This window comes from Streptomyces europaeiscabiei, from assembly GCF_036346855.1.
Classification (GTDB): domain Bacteria; phylum Actinomycetota; class Actinomycetes; order Streptomycetales; family Streptomycetaceae; genus Streptomyces; species Streptomyces europaeiscabiei.
In genome coordinates, this window is record NZ_CP107841.1 from 8,731,585 (window position 1) to 8,748,134 (window position 16,550).

Here is a 16,550-nt window from a genome sequence, read left to right on the forward strand (position 1 = left end):
AGAAGTCCTCGATGAGACGGCGGAACTGCTCTGACGTGTTCAAAAGTAAAAGTCTGACCTTTGTTGGGGAAGGTCGTGGTGTGCCAGCCTTCGGTGAAACTGGGACACCGACGACGACGCGGCGGCGAGGACATGACGGACAGAGACTTCCCGGACGGCGACCGGATCAAGACCTTCCCGTTCCCCGTCGACCGCAGCCTCTCCGGTGTCGGCATGCAGATCGGCCCGATGGACGGCGGCGGCCCCTGGCGCGCGGACACACCCGTGGAAGGGGTCCACCGCATCGACTTCCATGTGGTGATGCTGTTCGACGGCGGCCCGGTGCACCACATGATCGACTTCACCGGGTACGAGGTGGGCGCGGGCGACGTGTTGTGGATCCGTCCGGGGCAGGTGCATCGATTCTCACGCGTGAGCGAGTACCGCGGGACCGTCCTCACCATGCAACCGGGCTTCCTGCCCCGCGCGAGCGTCGAGGCGACGGGCCTCTACCGCTACGACCTGCCGCCGCTGCTCCGCCCCGACGAGGCCCAACTGGCGGGGCTGCGCGCCTCGTCGGCCCAGCTCGAACGCGAGTACGTCGACACCGCCACGCTGCCGCTCAGCCTCCACACCGCCGTACTGCGGCACTCCCTGACGGCCTTCCTGCTGCGCCTCGCCCATCTCGCCGCCAGTTCGGCGGAGGCGGAGCGCCGGCCCGGCGACACCACCTTCACCCGCTTCCGGGACGCCGTCGAGCGGGACTTCGCCGGCAACCACAGCGTCAGCGCGTACGCCGACGCCCTCGGTTACTCCCGCCGCACCCTCGTCCGCGCGGTCCGCGCCGCGACCGGCGAGACACCCAAGGGCTTCATCGACAAGCGGGTCGTCCTCGAGGCGAAACGGCTGCTGGCCCACACGGATCTGCCGATCGGCCGGGTCGGCGTGGCCGTCGGCTTCCCCGACGCGGCCAACTTCTCCAAGTTCTTCCAACTGCACGCCGGGGCAACGCCGGTAGCGTTCCGGGCGGAGATGCGGTGACCCTCCGGGGTGAACGCGGGGGCCGGCGTGCGAGCGGTGCTGTCGGGGGTGAAGTGGGCGGCCGGCGTGCGAGCGGTGCTGTCGGGGGTGAAGTGGGCGGCCGGCGTGCGAGCGGTGCTGTCCGGGGGTGGACGTGGGTGGTTGGCGTGCGAGCGGTGCTGTCGGGGGTGGACGTGGGTGGTTGGCGTGCGAGCGGTGCTGTCGGGGGTGGACGTGGGTGGTTGGCGTGCGAGCGGTGACCCGTCGGGGGTGAAAGCGGGTGGTCGGCGTGCGCGGTGACCCGTCGGGGGTGAACGCCCACGGCCGACGGCCGACGTGCGGGCGGTGGCCCATCAGGGGTGAACACCGACGACCGGCGTGAACGTGCCCGAGGGGCTCCGCGCTCGTGCGCGAAACCCCTCGGGGATGTGCCGACGCGCCGCTCAGCGGCCGAAGTTGAACCAGTTCACGTTCACGAAGTCCTGCGACTGCCCGCTCGTGAAGGTCAGATAGACGTCATGGGTGCCGGTGACCTGGCTCATGTTCATGGGCACCGTCCGCCAGGACTGCCAGCCACCGGTGTTGGCGATCGAGAAGTTGGCGACCGGTGCGCTCGTCCGGCTGTCGAGTCTGACCTCGACCAGACCGCTCACCCCGGTGTTGGCGCCGGAGGCGACCCGGGCGATGAACTGGGTGGCCGCCGTGGAGCCGAAGTTGACGTTCTGGAACAGCGCCCAGTCGCCGTTGGCCAGGGAGCCGATGTTCTGGCCGCCGCCGGTGTCGGTCGTGGTCTCGGTGAGGGTGCCGCTCTGGCTGTTGTACGACTCGGCCTGGATGGCGCTGTACGCGTCACGGGTGCCCGTCGGCGGCGGTGTGGTGGTGCCTCCGCCGGCCGACAGCACCTGCACGTAGTCGACGACCATCGGGACACCGGACCGGGTGTCGCCGTCCAGGCCGCCGCCGAACGCGTCCGGGAAGGCGCCGCCCATCGCCACGTTCAGGATGATGAAGAAGCCGTGGTTGGTGGCGTTGGACCAGGTGGTCGCGTCCACCTGGTTCGCGTTGACCGAATGGAACTGGGTGCCGTCGACGGAGAACCGGATCGTCTCGGGGGTCACCGAGCGGTCCCACTCCATGGTGTACGTGTGGAAGCCGGACTGGCAGGTCGTGTTGGGGCAGGCCGTGGAGTTGCCGATGCCGGTCGTCTCGTTGCACGGGCCGCCGGGGTTGGTGCCGCAGTGGATCGTGGCCCAGACCTGGTTGCGGCCCTGGACGTTCTCCATGATGTCCAGTTCGCCGACGCTGGGCCAGTTCTGGTAGTTGCCCCGGTAGGGGGCGCCCAGCATCCAGAACGCCGGCCAGTAGCCCTCGGCGGCCGTTCCGGTGACGTTCGGCATCTGGATCCGGGACTCGACCCGCAGCTTGCCGCCCGCCGGGGGCTGGAAGTCGGTGCGGTTGGTCTCGATCCGGCCCGAGGTCCACCTGCCCGCCGAGTCGCGGACCGGGGTGATGCGCAGGTTGCCGCTGCCGTCGAGGGAGACGTTGGCGGTGCTGTTCGTCATCGTCTCCACCTCGCCGGTGCCCCAGTTGGCGGGGCCACCCGGGTACGAAGTCCCAGTTGCGTACTGCCAGTTGGAGGTGTTGACGCCGGTGCCGGCGGTGCCGTTGAAGTCGTCGACGAAGACCTGGGTCCAGCCGGCGGGCGGTGCGGGGGCGGCTCCCTGCGCGGTCGTCGCCCAGGCCGTGGCCAGCGCCAACGCGCCGGCCATGGCGAGGAACGCGCGCCTGAGCGGGCGGCGGCGTCTGATGGGTATGCCGGAGGTTTCACTCATAGCGGCCTCTTCGGGTGTACGGAGTGAAATGCGCGGGTGGGGGGAGCGCTCCGTGGAGTCCCGTCCTGAGAGCGCTCTCAAGAAGAGCGTGCGGTCAATGTGCGCTCCGGCGCTGCGGCCGTCAAGAGTTAAAGCGGAGAAAGTCCGTGCGGGAGGGGCGAGTTCACCAGGTGAAGATCGGCCGATGTCGGGCGGTCACGGACCGGGCGGGTGAGGGGAAGAGGGGACGGTGAGTCAGTCCCCGGCGGCGGACGCGGACGGCCGGGCCTTCGGCTCGTCCGGGTTCACCGAGAGCGCCGTGTCCCCGGCCACCGCCACGATCGCGTCGTCCACGAGCAGCACTCCGGGCGGCGCCTCCGCCGCGATGTCCCCCGGGTCGTCGAGCGCGTCCGTACGCCACAACTCGCCGCCCGTGGCTCTGTCCAGGGCCAGCAGTCGGCCGAACCGGTTGGCGAAGTAGATCTCGTCGCGGGCCGTCGACACCACCGGAGCGGACAGGTTCTCCATGTCCGTGGCGCGTTCCCACAGCTCCTTGCCGCTCGTCGCCGACACGGCGGTGACCGACCCGTTGGTCCGCACGAAGTACACGACCCCGTCCACCAGCCTCGCCGAGCCGCGCAGCGCCCGTTCCAGCGCGATCCGGTCGGTCTTCCCGGTGTCCGGGTCCACTCGCAGGAACGCGTTGTACGGCCGCTCGTACCCGGCCTGGTACACCTCCTCGGTGGTCTCCGCCTTCAGGAACAGCGGCCGACCGTCGACGGTGCCCAGGGCGAGCGACTTCTCGGGCAGCGCGGCGAGCTCCCGCCGTGTGCCGTTGTCCGGATCGAGCCGTACGAGCTCGAACGGCCTGGTGTCGAGGAATTCGTCGCCCGTCCAGCACAGTTCGTACGGGTCGCCGCCGAGCACCGAGGGGACGCAGCTCACTTCGCCGGGCACGGACGACCGCCACAGCTCCTTGCCCGCCGTGGAGTAGGCGATCAGCTCCTGGTGGTCGGGCGCGAGGGTGAGGATGCCGCCGTCATGGAGGTAGGCCGGTTCGCTGGCGCTGATGTTCCGGGCCCACCGCTGCTTCCCGGTCCGGGTGTCCAGGGCCACCAGGCGCCGTCGGGTGGTGTCGGGTTCTGAGTAGGCGTACACCAGGCCGTCCCGCACGCCGACGGGGTGCGAGGTCTGGGGCAGGGTGCCGTGCCGCCAGCCCATGCGGCCGGTGCCGGCGTCCACCTTCGCGACGACGAAGCCCGTACCGCCGCAGTACAGGTCCGTTCCGTCCGTCAGGCACCCCGGTTCCTTGTAGCCGGTCGCGAGGTACTCGGAAGGGAAGCCGTGGTCGTTCCGCAGTGGTGTACGCCACGGCTGCCAGCCCTTGGGCAGGGACACGGAACGGTAGTCGACGGCGGTGTCGGGGGCGGACGGCGTCGAGCTGTCCTCGAACCCCGCGTACCCGAGCAGTGCGGCGCTCAGCGCGGTGACGGTGAGGGCGGCGCCGAGGCCGATGAGGAACACCTGCCGTTTGGCGCGGCGCTTCGCGGGGCGTCCGTCCGCCGGCCGGTCGTCCTCCGGCCGGCCGGTGGCCGTCCTGGCGTGCGCCTGTCCCCCTTCTGTGCGCCCGTGGTCCGTCGGCCGGTCGAGCGGCACGGGCGCGGTCCCGGTGGCGGCGGGGCCGGCTCCGGGCGAGACCGGCAACTCCAGGAACAGGCGGTGCAGTTCGGAGAGGTCCGGCCGGGCCGTCGGGTCCTTGTCCAGGCATCGTCCGGCGATGCTCCGCAACGGCTCGGGCACCGCGTCCAGTTTCGGTGCCTCGAACATGACCTGGTAGCCCGCCAGATAGGGGCTCTCCGCCTTGAACGGGCTGTGCCCACTGGCCGCGTACACCAGCAGTGAGCCCAGCGAGAACACGTCCGACGCGGCGGAGACGTCCCTCGGCGAGCGCAGCTGCTCCGGTGACATGAACGGCGGCGTGCCGATCACCCGGCCGGTCACGGTGAGCTGCAGGTTGTCAGCGGCACGCGAGATGCCGAAGTCGATGACCCGCGGGCCGTCCTCGGCCATGAGGACGTTCGCCGGTTTCAGGTCCCGGTGCACGACTCCCGCCCGGTGGATGTCCCGCAGTGCCTCGACCAGCCCGAGCGCGAGGCCCCGCATGCCGGCCCCGCTCAGCGGACCCTCCTCGCGGACCAGATCGGAGAGGGTCGGCCCCGGCACGTACAGCGTCGCCATCCACGGCCGGGCCGCCTCCGGGTCGGCGTCCACCACGGGGGTGGTGAACGCCCCGCTCACCCGCCGCGCCGCCGCGACCTCCTGCCGGAACCGGGACCGGAACTCCTCGTCGTCGCAGTACTGGGCGTGCACCAGCTTGATCGCGACCAGCCGCCCCGACGCGGACCGGGCACGATAGACGACCCCCATGCCACCCGCGCCGAGCCGGTCCTCCAGGACGTATCCGTCTATGACGGTGGGATCGTCGTCCTTCAGCGGCATTTCCCACCACGTTCTCATCCGTACGGCAGCTGCCGCCGATCAGCCTAGGGGATGGGTGCGGGGCCGCCGGACCAGGGGCGCCGGAGCGCCGTGCGAGGCCGCGGTGCGGTTCGGAGCGCGCTCCCGTCCTTCCGGCCGGCCCAGGACCGGCTTCCGGCCGTTGAGGCCGTCGGACGCGTCGAAGGTCCGCCCGCCCGGGTTCTTCACGATCACGACGTGCCGAGCGGCGAGCCGTCGCGGAACTGACGGTCCGGCACCGAGGCGTCGCCGCGCCCTTCGTGCCGCGCCCTTCGTGCCGTGCGATTCGTGTCGTGTGAGCGGTTCACGCAGGAGCCGTGGACGGCGGGGGCCCCGCGCCCGCGGCCTCCACGACGGTCTCGCCGGCCCGGGTGCGGGCGTACAGCACCTCTCGGCCCGCCCGGTGGGCGCTGACCAGACCGGCGGTGCGCAGGGCCGTCAGGTGCTGGGAGACGCCACCGGGAGTCAGTCCGGCACGGCGGGCGAGGTCGGTGGTCGAGGCGGGGGCGGTCAGTTCGGTCAGAAGGGTTGCGCGGGAGCGGCCCAGTACCCCCGCCAGGGCATCGGATCCGGTCCCGGCCCGCTTGTGCCAGAGCGTGCCGACGGCGCGTGGCGGATAGCGCAGCGAAGGCTGCCACGGCTCGTCGAGTACGGAGAACACACGCGGCCACACGAAGGCCGACGGCACCAGCAGCAGGCCACGGCCGTCGAGCCGGCGTGCCCCGCGCACGGTGCGGTGCTCCAGACGCAGGTTGCCCCCGGCCCAGGTGACCTGCGGGTCGAGGTCGGCGAACAACTGCTGGGCGCCGCCTTCGACCAGACGGCCGGCGCGGTAGCGGATGTCGTCCTCCAGCAGGGTGAGGATCCGCGACCAGTACGGTGCGAGAGCCAGCTCCCAGTACGCCTCGATCACCTCGGCCAACCGCCCCAGTCCGGCGGCCGGGTCGGCATGCAGCGCCGCCATCCGTGGGGGCGGTATTTCGGCCGTCGTGCGCAGCAGCGCCTGCGGGGTGGCCCGGACCGTGGCCAGCTCCACCTCCAGCGACGGCAGCGGCGTCGTGGGCGGCGGACAGACAAACCCCGGGACGCGACCGGCCCAGGGTGAGCGGGTCGGTACCGGGACGAGGTCGAACAGCGGGCTCAGATCGAGGTCCGCTGCCGCCAGCCGCGGGCGCACCTGCTCGGCCCAGGTGCGATGCACGCCCTGTCCGTCCGCGCCCTTGAGCACCCGGACGCTGGCCACCACCTCCCACAGCGGGGAGATCGCGAAGCGGGTACGGGCCACGTCCTCCACACCGAGTTCGATCTCGATCATTCAGCCGAGGGTAAATCAGTAGGTGCGAGGCCGGCGGTCGCGCACGGTGGCGCGCATGACCGAAGTCCCCGATTCCCCGTGGCGGTCGCGCGACTTCCGCGTGCTCTTCGCCGCGGGCGCCCTCAGCCACCTCGGCGGCAACGTCGGCTACGTGGCGATCCCGCTGCTCGCCGTCACCACGCTCGACGCGGGTCCCGGCCAGGCCGGTGCGCTGGCCGCGCTGTCCACCGTCGCCTTCCTCGTCATCGGCCTGCCCGCGGGCGCCTGGCTGGACCGTCTGCCCGGCCGCCGGGTGCTGGTGGCCGCCGACGCCGCCCGCGCGATGCTGTTCGCCTCGATCCCCGTCGCCTGGTGGCTGGGCACTCTGTCGCTGCCGCAGCTGTACGCGGTGGTGCTGCTGAACGGCTGTGCCACGGTGTTCTTCGACGTCGGCTCGCAGAGTGTGCTGCCCGAACTGGTCGGCCGCGAGCGCCTGGTGCGGGCCAACACGGCCGTCGTGAGCCTGATGGCCGGCGCCAACATCGCGGGCCGCGGTGCCGGCGGCTTTCTGGTCCAGCTCCTCACCGCCCCCCTGGCGATTGTCGGCGGGGCCGTCGCCTACCTTGTCTCCGCCGTCGGCCTCACCGGCATCGTCCGACGACGCGCTCCCGCGACGCCGGGGGAGGGAGGAGTGGCGGGGGCCGGTCGGCGACGGCTGTCGGCCGAGATCGCGGAGGGGCTGCGCCACGTCCTCGGCAGCCGGGAGCTGCTCGCGCTGGCCCTCACCGCGACGCTCACCAACCTCGGCGCACAGATGATCAACGCCGTACTGCCGGTGCTGTTCACCCGGGATCCACACCTGTCCGCCGGGGCACTCGGGGTGTACTGGGCCGCCGGCGGCGTGGGCATCCTGCTCGGCGCAGGTCTCGCGCGCCGCTTCGCCGCCCGCCTCGGCCACGGTCGCACCCTGGGGCTGGCCGGCCTGTGGTTCGCGCCCGGCGCACTCGCCGTCGCGCTGATCGGCTCCGGGCCGTGGCTGTGGGTGGCCGGCGCCGGATGGCTCGTGGTCATGACGAAGACGGGCATCGACAACGTCCTCGGCGTCACCCTGCGCCAGCACCTGACCCCGGACCCGCTGCTCGGCCGCATGAACGCCACCTTCCGCTTCCTGCTCACCGGCGCACTGGCCGTCGGCTCCGCCCTCGGTGGCCTCGTCGGTCAGGTGGCGGGCGTACGCGTGGCTGTCTGGACGGGCGCGATCTGCCTGGCCGGCGCCTTCCTCCCGGTCTTCTGCTCCCCGGTCCGTACGCTGCGCGAACTTCCGCCGCCCGCCACGCCACAGCACCCGGCGGCAGCGGCGTCCGCCACCGAGGCGTGACGCGCGGACCGGGCATCGACGGTGAGATCCGCAGCAACGTTTCCTCGTCGGTGCCCCCGTTTATTCGATGGCTCCGCCCGAGGGCCCCCGCTACCTTCCCCTCATGGCGTTGACTTATGGCACGTGCACGGACCGGTTCGCAGCGGTGCGCGAGGCGTTGGCGGCCTCGCTGGACGACAAGGACGTGGGGGCGTCGGTCGCCGTGTACGTGGACGGTGAGCCGGTGGTCGACCTCTGGGGCGGATACACCGACGCGGACCGCACCACACCGTGGGAGCGGGACACCCTCACCCATGTGTGGTCCACCACCAAGACGATGACCGCGCTGTGCGTGCTGATGCTCGCCGACCGGGGCGAACTGGACCTGGACGCGCCGGTGGCGACGTACTGGCCCGAGTTCGCCGCGGCGGGCAAGGAGGACGTACGCGTCAGGCATGTGCTCGCGCACACGGCCGGCCTGCCCCGCTTCGAAGCACCCACGACGCTGGAGGACCTGTACGACTGGCCGACCGTCACCTCCCGGCTCGCCGCTCAGGCACCGGCCTGGGAGCCCGGTACCGAGGCCGGCTACCACGCGGTCACCCAGGGGTATCTGCTCGGGGAGATCGTCCGCCGGGTCACCGGCCGCAGCCTGGGCACCTTCCTCGCCGAGGAGGTCACGGGCCCGCTGGGCGCCGACTTCCACATCGGGCTCCCCGCCGAGCACGACCACCGGGTGGCGCCGATCATCGCGCCGCCCTCGTCCTCGCCCCGGGGCGGCCCGCCGCCCAACCCGGCCATACCGGACGGCACCGCCAACACGACCGCCTGGCGCCGCGCCGAGATCCCGGCCGCGAACGGTCACGGCAACGCCCGCTCGGTCGCCGCCGTGCAGTCGCTGCTGGCCTGCGGCGGGGCGGCGCGCGGTGTGCGCCTGCTGTCGGAGAAGGGGTGCGAACGGGTCCTGGAGGAGCAGTTCGACGGCACGGACAGTGTCCTGGGCGTACCGATGCGCTACGGCATGGGCTACGGCCTCAACGGCGGCCAACTGCCCAACCCCCGGACCTGTTTCTGGGCCGGCTGGGGCGGCTCGATCGTCCTGGTCGACCTCGACGCCCGGATGGCCGTGGCGTACGTGATGAACCAGATGATCGACGAAGGACTCGGCGACGACCGGGCCTTCATGATCCTCGCGGCCGTCTACGAGGGCCTGTCCGGCTGAAGCCGACGGCGCACTCCTGCTGACCGCACCGGCCACACGACCGCACGCCTCGCACCGGCCCGGGAACCCCGGGCCGGTGCGAGGCGTGGCAAGGGTGTCTGGCAAGATCAACTGTCCTCGGTGGAACCAGAACCCCGCCTTCCCCCTCTCCAGGGTCGGGGGGCGCACAGGTGAGGACCGCGGCCTCCTCCGGCCTGCCGCCACACGATGTTCATGCCCTGTGCATGGTGTTGCTCCAGGGGACCCGTCCACCATCGGATCACGATCGTCCGCCCGTCATCGCCCAGGAGTTCGCATGCCCAGCCGCCGTCGCTTCCTCACCGGGACCGCCGCCGTCGGCGCGACCGGGGCGGCGGCCGGATGTGTCGAGCACGAGGGACGCAAGGCGGGGGTGCGCGAGGTCGCCGCTCCGCAGGTGAGCCGCCCGTCCGCGCCGGTCGTGCCCGCCGCCAGGACCCCGTCGCGGCGGCCGAACTTCGTGGTCGTCCTCGCCGACGACCTCGGCTACGGCGAACTCGGTTCCTACGGCCAGGAACTGATCGACACCCCGCGCCTGGACGCCCTGGCCGCGGAGGGACTGCGCTTCACCGACGCCTACGCCGCCGCCCCGGTCTGCGCCCCCTCCCGCTGCTCCTTCCTCACCGGACTGCACAGCGGCCATGCCACCGTTCGCGAGAACCCCTGGGGTCCGGGCGGCCAAGGCGCTCTCACCGAGCAGGACTTCACCTTCGCCGAAGCGCTGCGCGCCCTCGGCTACCGCACCGCGCTCATCGGCAAATGGGGCTTCGGCCCCGAGCGGCCGGATCAGCCGAGCCACCCCAACTCCCGTGGCTTCGAGCAGTTCTACGGCTATCTGACGCACAAGCACGCGCACGAGTACTACCCGACTTACCTCTGGGACAACGGCAGGAAGCAGGACATCCCCGAGAACCGGGACGGCGCCCGCAGGACCTACGCCCCCGACCTCATCGAGGACCGGGCGCTCGGCTTCGTCGACGCCCACAAGGACGAGCCGTTCCTGCTCTTCCTCGCCCCGACCGTGCCGCACGCCCCGAGCCGCGCCCCGCAGCTGGGGGCGTACGCCGACGAGCCCTGGACCCAGCCGAACAAGGCGCACGCGGCCCAGGTCACCGGCCTCGACACCCTCGTCGGCAACATCGTGGACCGGCTGCGGACACACGGCATCGACCGGCGCACCGTCGTCCTCGTCACCAGCGACAACGGCCCGCACGAGGAGGGCGGCACCGACCCCGACCTCTTCGACGGCAACGGACCGCTGCGCGGCTACAAACGCAACCTGTACGAGGGCGGCATCCGCGTCCCCCTCATCGCCTGGTCCCCGCAGCGCGTCCCGGTCGGCACCACCGACCGGCCGACCCCGCTGACCGACCTGCTGCCCACCCTCGCCGAACTCGCGGGCGCGCCCGCCCCGTCGGACATCGACGGGCTCTCCGTGGCACCGCTGCTGAGCGCCGGTGACGGCGAGGCGGCACGCCACGACCACCTGTACTTCTACCGCAACCACAGCGGTGTCACCTCGCGCGCCGACCAGGTCGACCGGGGCCGGGCCCGGCGACTGGCGGAGGCAGTGCGGCGCGGAGACCTCAAGGCGGTGCGGTTCGCGCCCGGCCAGAACCGCAAGGCGCCCGACGGGAGGTGGGAGGTCGAGCTGTACGACCTCGCCAGGGACCCCGGTGAGCGGAACGACCTCGCGGCGGCGCGGCCCGCCCAGGCCGACGCGCTGGTACGGCTGATGCGGTCCTCCTGGGTGGACGACTACCGGCGCAAGCCCTACGGCGTCACCCTCCAAGTCCAGCCGGAAGACGGGAAGTTCCTGGTCATCGCGTCCTTCGCCAACGGCTCCGCCCGCCCCTGGACCGCGGCCCGCCTCGCCCTCACCGCGCCCAGCGGCTGGCAGGTGCGCGACCTCGGCACGGTCACCACGGACCGCATCCGCTCCGGCGGCCGGTTCGCCGCCCGCTGGGAGGTCACCCCAGACGCGGACACCGACCAGGTCCTGTTTATGGTCCGTGGCACGGCGACACACGCGGGTGCCGTCGTGACGTACGCGGCGCAGGCCCTGGCCGGGAAATAGCCGCGCGCCTCGCTCAGGAAACGGCCGCGCGCCTCGCTCAGGAAACGGCCGCGCGCCTCGCTCAGGAAACGGCCGCGCGCCTCGCTCAGGAAACGGCCGCGCGCCTCGCTCAGGAAACGGCGCCGCGCGCCTCCCTCAGGCGGGAGAAGTGCCCCGGCCCGGAATCAGTGACCCCCGGCGGGGTTCGTCCGGCTGCCAGCCCAGAGCGCGGGAGATCCCGCGTGCCGCCACCCGGACGGCGGGCGTCAACACCGGTACCTGGGCGCCGACGTGGGGCACGACGACGGACACGGCGGCCACCACGGCCCCGCCAGGACCGCGTACCGGCGCGGCCACCGACAGGGCGTCCTCGGTGACCTGACGACCGCTCACCGCCACGCCAGTGCGCCGGACTTCGGCGAGCACACGCCGCAACCGGGTCGCGTCGGCGATGGTGTACGGCGTGAAGGAGGCCAACGACCCCTGGCAGTAGGTCTCCTGGGACGAGGCGTCGCCGTGCGCGAGGAGGGCCAGGCCCACCCCCGTGGCGTGCAGGGGCCAGCGTCCGCCGACCCGGATGTGGACGCCGACGGCGGAGCGCCCGGAGAGCCACTCGATGTAGACGACCTCGTCACCGTCGCGCACCGCGAGCTGCACGTTCTCGTGCGTGGCCTCGTACAGGTCCTCCAGGTACGGCAGCGCGATCTGCCGTAGCGCGAGCCCGCGCGGGGCGAGCGCCGCGAGCTCCCAGAGCCGGAGCCCGACGTGGTAGATCCCGTCCGCGTCCCGCTCCAGGGCGCCCCACTCGGTGAGCGCGCCCACCAGCCGGTGGGCCGTGGTGAGGGTCAGCCCGGCCCGGCGGCTGATGTCGGTGAGGGAGAGCGCCGGGTGGTCGTGGTCGAAGGCGGCCAGCACGGCGAGGAGCCGGTCGGGGGCGGAGCGGACGGCCCCCGGGGGCGCGGTCCTCGGCGACGCGGCCTGCTGGGGCACGGGTCCCGGCGAGGGGAGAGCGTCGGTGGTCATCGTCATGGCGTCACCCCAGTCCGGCTTCGGCGACCTTCTGCAGCAGCACGTGGAGGGTCTCACGCTCGGCGGCGTCGAGGGGTTCCAGCAGTTCGTTCGTGACGCGCTGTCCGGCCTCGTCGGTGTCGCGGAGGAAGGACCGGCCGTCATCGGTCAGGACGATGATCCGGCTGCGGCGGTCGTCGGGGGAGGGGCGCCGCTCGGCGAAGCCCAGCTTCTCCAGGTCGTCCACCAGCCCGACGATCGCGCTCGGGTCGTAGCCGAGCGACGCGCTCAGCTCGCGCTGGAGAACGCCGGGGGACGTGGCCAGGAAGCGCAGCAGCGCGTAGTGCCGCAGCCGCAGCCCCGACTCCTGGAGGGACGAGTTGAACAGCTGCCCTGACCGCAGCCCCAGGCGGTACAGCAGATAGCCCGTGTCCGCGTGCAGCCCGCGCATCCACGGCTCGTGCGCGTCGATCGAGGCGGCGTCCTGAGTCTGCTGGCGGGCGATGGCGGGCTCCCTGGTCTTTGGGGCCTGTCTTTCGGATCAGGCCTGGTCGCGGGGTTGGGTGCGCGCGTCCGCGGCGTTGTCGTCGGTGGCCGACGCTTCGCGTCGACGCCCTCCTCCGCCCTCGCGGCCGTACGCGCCCAGCCCCGCTCACCGGTGTTCGTCCGGCACCCCGGCCCGCAGCCGGCCTGATCCGAGAGGCAGGCCCTGGGTCCCGAGCAAGGGTCGGCGCTTGTGTACCGCCCCAGCATGACGCAACGCCCGGGGAACAACAACTATTGACGTCAACAACTATTGCTCTTAGCTTCGATCTCGTAGCCGCAGTCGGCAGGCGCTCGACAGCGTCGGCCGTCGCACCCCATCCGAAGGGATCCCCTCGTGCCCAGCATCGATCTCACCGGCAAGGTCGCCGTCGTCACGGGCAGTGGCCGTGGCCTCGGTCTGGCCTACGCACAGGCCCTCGCCGCCGTCGGCGCCTCCGTCGTCGTGAACGACATCGACGAGGCCGTGGCCGAAGCGGCCGTGAAGTCCATCACCGAGGCGGGCGGCAAGGCCGTCGCCGAGGTCGTCGCAGTCGGTACGACCGAGGCGGCCGACCGGCTGGTGGGCCGCGCGGTGGAGGAGTTCGGGCGGCTCGACATCCTCGTCACCAACGCGGGCATCCTGCGCGACAAGGTGCTGTGGAAGATGTCCGACGACGACTTCGACGCGGTGATCAACACCCACCTCAAGGGCACCTTCACCTGCGCCCGCGCCGCCGCGATCCGGATGCGCGAGCAGGGCGAGGGCGGCTCCCTGATCCTCGTCGGCTCCCCGGCCGGCCAGCGCGGCAACTTCGGCCAGACGAACTACGCCGCCGCCAAGGCCGGTATCGCCGCCTTCGCCCGCACCTGGTCGATGGAACTGGGCCGCGCCGGCATCACCGTCAACGCGATCGTCCCGGTCGCCGCCACCGCGATGACCGAGACCATCCCGGTCTTCGCCCCGTACGTCGAGGCGCTGCGCGAGGGCAAGCCGTTCCCGGAGTTCCTGCGCAAGGGCGAGGGCTTCGGCACCCCCGAGGACTGCGCGGCCCTGGTCCCGTTCCTCGCCTCGGAGGCGGCGCGCGGTGTCACCGGCCAGGCCATCGGCATCGGCGGCGACAAGGTGGCACTCTGGTCGCACCCGCAGGAGATCAGGACGGCGTACGCGAACGGCGGCTGGACCCCCGAGGCCCTCGCCGACGTCTGGCCGACCTCGCTGGGTGCCGAGCCGCAGACCGTGGGCGTCCCCGCCCCGAAGATCCCGGAGGCGTGATGAGTCCCGCCAACCCCGCCATGAACGTGGACGAGCTGGTCGCGATCGACGTCCACACCCACGCGGAGGTGTCCTCCAAGGGCAACGCCTCCCTGGCCGACGACCTGCACGACGCCTCCTCGGCGTACTTCAAGGTCGAGGGCAAGCGGAAGCCCACCCTGGAGGAGACGGCCGCCTACTACCGCGAGCGGAGAATGGCCGCCGTGATCTTCACGGTGGACGCCGAGTCCGCGACCGGCACCGAGCCCGTCCCGAACGAGGAGGTCGCCGAGGCGGCCGCCGCCAACGCGGACGTGCTGATCCCCTTCGCCTCCATCGACCCCTTCCGCGGCAAGGCGGGCGTGAAGCAGGCCCGCCGCCTGGTCGAGGAGTACGGGGTGAAGGGTTTCAAGTTCCACCCCAGCGTCCAGGGCTTCTTCCCCAACGACCGCGCGGTGGCGTACGCCCTGTACGAGGTGATCGAGGAGACGGGCACGATCGCCCTCTTCCACACCGGCCAGACGGGCATCGGCGCGGGCGTCCCAGGCGGCGGTGGCATCCGGCTGAAGTACTCCAACCCGATGCACGTGGACGACGTGGCCGCCGACTTCCCGCACCTCAAGATCATCCTGGCGCACCCGTCCTTCCCCTGGCAGGACGAGGCGCTCGCGGTGGCCACGCACAAGCCGGGCGTGCACATCGACCTGTCCGGCTGGTCGCCGAAGTACTTCCCGCCGCAGCTGGTGCAGTACGCGAACACCCTGCTCAAGGACAAGGTGCTCTTCGGCTCCGACTACCCCGTCCTCACCCCCGACCGCTGGCTCTCCGACTTCGAGAAGCTGCCGATCAAGGACGAGGTCAAGCCGAAGATCCTGAAGGAGAACGCCGCCCGGCTGCTCGGACTGACGAAGCCATGACGACGCCATGAGGAAACCGTGAGGGACCACCCCATGTGCAATGACGGACAGGGGCACAGACATGCGCAATGAGGGACTGGGGTCGTGGCCCGCCCGCCGTGCCCGCAAGACCCCGCAGCGCACCGCGCTGATCCACGGCGACACGAGCATCACCTACGGGGAGCTGTACGAGCGCACCACGCGCCTGGCCCACGCACTTCGCGCCTCCGGCGTACGCCGCGGCGACCGCATCGCCTACCTGGGGCCCAACCACCCCTCGTATCTGGAGACGCTGTTCGCCGCCGGTACCCTCGGCGCGGTCTTCGTCCCGCTCAACACCCGCCTCGCGGGCCCCGAGATCGCCTACCAGCTGGCGGACTCCGGGGCCAAGGCGCTGGTGTACGGGCCGGCTTTCACCGGGCTCGTCGCCGGACTGCCGGGCGACGGCACCGGCGTCCGCACGTTCGTGGAGACCGGCGCGGAGTACGAGGCACTGCTCGCCGGGGCCGAGGCCGAGCCGATCGACCAGCCCGTCACCGCCGACGACACCTGCATCATCATGTACACCTCGGGGACGACGGGCCGCCCCAAGGGCGCGATGCTCACGCACGGCAACATCATCTGGAACGCCGTCAACGTGCTCGTCGACCAGGACGTCATCACCGACGAACGCGCCCTGGTCTCCGCCCCGTTGTTCCACACGGCAGGGCTGAACATGCTCACCCTGCCCGTGCTGCTCAAGGGCGGCACCTGCGTCCTGGTCGAGGCCTTCGCCCCGGAGGCCACCTTCGACCTGATCGAACGGCACCGGATCACCTTCATGTTCGGTGTGCCGACCATGTTCGACCAGGTCGCCCGGCATCCCCGCTGGGCCGACGCCGACCTGTCGTCGCTGCGGATGCTGTCCTGCGGCGGCTCACCGGTGCCGACCCCGCTCATCGCGAAGTTCCAGGAGCGCGGGCTCACCTTCCTCCAGGGCTACGGCATGACGGAGGCGGCCCCCGGCACGCTCTTCCTCGACGCGGAGCACGCCGTGAGCAAGGCCGGTTCGGCGGGTGTGCCGCACTTCTTCAGCGATGTGCGGGTCGTACGGCCGGACATGACCCCGGTCGACGTCGACGAACCCGGCGAGGTCGTGGTCCGCGGACCGCACGTCATGCCCGGCTACTGGGGGCTGCCCGAGGAGACGGCCGCGGTCTTCGCCGACGGCTGGTTCCGCAGCGGGGACGCCGCCCGGGTCGACGAGGACGGCTATGTCTTCATCGTCGACCGCATCAAGGACATGATCATCTCCGGGGGAGAGAACATCTACCCCGCCGAGATCGAGGACCAGCTCCTCGCCCACCCGGACGTCGTCGAGTGCGCGGTCATCGGCATCCCCGACGACAAGTGGGGCGAGGTGCCGCGCGCGGTCGTCGTGCCGCGGGAGGGCAGCGCCCTGGACGCCGACGAGGTGCTCGCCTCGCTGGCCGGGCGGCTCGCCAAGTACAAGATCCCGAAGTCGGTGGTGATCGCGGACGAGCTTCCGCGCACCGCCTCCGGAAAGCTCCTCAAGGCCCGGGTGCGCAAGCGCTACGGCACGAACTCTTAGCTAA

At 71.8% G+C, this 16,550-nt stretch carries 12 protein-coding genes; 7 read left to right on the forward strand and 5 right to left on the reverse strand.

Features of this window, described 5'->3' with window-relative positions; translation table 11 throughout:
- Positions 1–132: 132 nt before the first annotated feature.
- Positions 133–1,020: a helix-turn-helix domain-containing protein gene (locus OG858_RS37930; RefSeq protein WP_086747601.1), complete on the forward strand. Its 888-nt coding sequence runs from the start codon at positions 133–135 to the stop codon at positions 1,018–1,020.
- Between the two features lie 422 nt (positions 1,021–1,442).
- On the opposite strand, the gene OG858_RS37935 is transcribed toward OG858_RS37930, so the two are convergent.
- The 3 genes from OG858_RS37935 to OG858_RS37945 form a co-directional block, all read right to left on the reverse strand.
- Complete coding sequence (locus OG858_RS37935) at positions 1,443–2,831, reverse strand: glycoside hydrolase family 16 protein (protein WP_086752317.1); 1,389 nt, start codon at positions 2,829–2,831, stop codon at positions 1,443–1,445.
- Between the two features lie 234 nt (positions 2,832–3,065).
- Positions 3,066–5,309: a serine/threonine-protein kinase gene (locus tag OG858_RS37940; protein WP_319064096.1), complete on the reverse strand. Its 2,244-nt coding sequence runs from the start codon at positions 5,307–5,309 to the stop codon at positions 3,066–3,068.
- 322 nt (positions 5,310–5,631) lie between these two features.
- Positions 5,632–6,642 (reverse strand): ArsR/SmtB family transcription factor, encoded by a 1,011-nt coding sequence (locus tag OG858_RS37945; protein ID WP_086752313.1) that lies wholly within the window; start codon positions 6,640–6,642, stop codon positions 5,632–5,634.
- Positions 6,643–6,697: 55 nt separating this feature from the next.
- Between OG858_RS37945 and OG858_RS37950 the strand changes: the two genes are divergently transcribed.
- The 3 genes from OG858_RS37950 to OG858_RS37960 all read left to right on the forward strand — a co-directional run bounded on the left by OG858_RS37950 (position 6,698) and on the right by OG858_RS37960 (position 11,295).
- Entirely contained in the window at positions 6,698–7,999 is a 1,302-nt protein-coding gene (locus tag OG858_RS37950; RefSeq protein ID WP_319064095.1) for an MFS transporter, read from the forward strand.
- A 103-nt stretch (positions 8,000–8,102) separates the two neighbouring features.
- On the forward strand, positions 8,103–9,200 hold the full coding sequence (locus OG858_RS37955; RefSeq protein ID WP_086752255.1) for a serine hydrolase domain-containing protein: 1,098 nt from the start codon (positions 8,103–8,105) through the stop codon (positions 9,198–9,200).
- Positions 9,201–9,495: 295 nt separating this feature from the next.
- The gene (locus tag OG858_RS37960) at positions 9,496–11,295 is read left to right on the forward strand and encodes a sulfatase-like hydrolase/transferase (RefSeq protein ID WP_319064094.1); all 1,800 of its coding nucleotides are present in this window, start codon (positions 9,496–9,498) and stop codon (positions 11,293–11,295) included.
- Between the two features lie 135 nt (positions 11,296–11,430).
- Here the strand turns inward: OG858_RS37960 and OG858_RS37965 are convergent, their stop codons facing one another.
- Positions 11,431–12,303 (reverse strand): IclR family transcriptional regulator, encoded by an 873-nt coding sequence (locus tag OG858_RS37965; protein ID WP_086746869.1) that lies wholly within the window; start codon positions 12,301–12,303, stop codon positions 11,431–11,433.
- Between the two features lie 4 nt (positions 12,304–12,307).
- Complete coding sequence (locus tag OG858_RS37970; protein WP_086746868.1) at positions 12,308–12,733, reverse strand: MarR family winged helix-turn-helix transcriptional regulator; 426 nt, start codon at positions 12,731–12,733, stop codon at positions 12,308–12,310.
- A 429-nt stretch (positions 12,734–13,162) separates the two neighbouring features.
- Between OG858_RS37970 and OG858_RS37975 the strand changes: the two genes are divergently transcribed.
- The 3 genes from OG858_RS37975 (at position 13,163) to menE (ending at position 16,546) form a co-directional block, all read left to right on the forward strand.
- On the forward strand, positions 13,163–14,080 hold the full coding sequence (locus OG858_RS37975; protein ID WP_319064092.1) for an SDR family NAD(P)-dependent oxidoreductase: 918 nt from the start codon (positions 13,163–13,165) through the stop codon (positions 14,078–14,080).
- A gap of 20 nt (positions 14,081–14,100) precedes the next feature.
- Positions 14,101–14,976 (forward strand): amidohydrolase family protein, encoded by an 876-nt coding sequence (locus OG858_RS37980; protein ID WP_086746872.1) that lies wholly within the window; start codon positions 14,101–14,103, stop codon positions 14,974–14,976.
- A 61-nt stretch (positions 14,977–15,037) separates the two neighbouring features.
- On the forward strand, positions 15,038–16,546 hold the full coding sequence (gene menE / locus OG858_RS37985) for an o-succinylbenzoate--CoA ligase (protein ID WP_086746871.1): 1,509 nt from the start codon (positions 15,038–15,040) through the stop codon (positions 16,544–16,546).
- Positions 16,547–16,550: the final 4 nt, after the last annotated feature.

Excerpts from the sequence above, each read along its gene's own strand:
- OG858_RS37940 (WP_319064096.1), bottom strand. The coding sequence starts at position 5,309 with ATGCCGCTGAAGGACGACGATCCCACCGTCATAGACGGATACGTCCTG.
- OG858_RS37955 (WP_086752255.1), top strand. The coding sequence starts at position 8,103 with ATGGCGTTGACTTATGGCACGTGCACGGACCGGTTCGCAGCGGTGCGC.
- OG858_RS37935 (WP_086752317.1), bottom strand. The coding sequence starts at position 2,831 with ATGAGTGAAACCTCCGGCATACCCATCAGACGCCGCCGCCCGCTCAGG.
- OG858_RS37980 (WP_086746872.1), top strand. The coding sequence starts at position 14,101 with ATGAACGTGGACGAGCTGGTCGCGATCGACGTCCACACCCACGCGGAG.
- OG858_RS37945 (WP_086752313.1), bottom strand. The coding sequence starts at position 6,642 with ATGATCGAGATCGAACTCGGTGTGGAGGACGTGGCCCGTACCCGCTTC.
- OG858_RS37965 (WP_086746869.1), bottom strand. The coding sequence starts at position 12,303 with ATGACGATGACCACCGACGCTCTCCCCTCGCCGGGACCCGTGCCCCAG.
- OG858_RS37970 (WP_086746868.1), bottom strand. The coding sequence starts at position 12,733 with ATGCGCGGGCTGCACGCGGACACGGGCTATCTGCTGTACCGCCTGGGG.
- OG858_RS37930 (WP_086747601.1), top strand. The coding sequence starts at position 133 with ATGACGGACAGAGACTTCCCGGACGGCGACCGGATCAAGACCTTCCCG.
- menE (WP_086746871.1), top strand. The coding sequence starts at position 15,038 with ATGCGCAATGAGGGACTGGGGTCGTGGCCCGCCCGCCGTGCCCGCAAG.
- OG858_RS37950 (WP_319064095.1), top strand. The coding sequence starts at position 6,698 with ATGACCGAAGTCCCCGATTCCCCGTGGCGGTCGCGCGACTTCCGCGTG.
- OG858_RS37960 (WP_319064094.1), top strand. The coding sequence starts at position 9,496 with ATGCCCAGCCGCCGTCGCTTCCTCACCGGGACCGCCGCCGTCGGCGCG.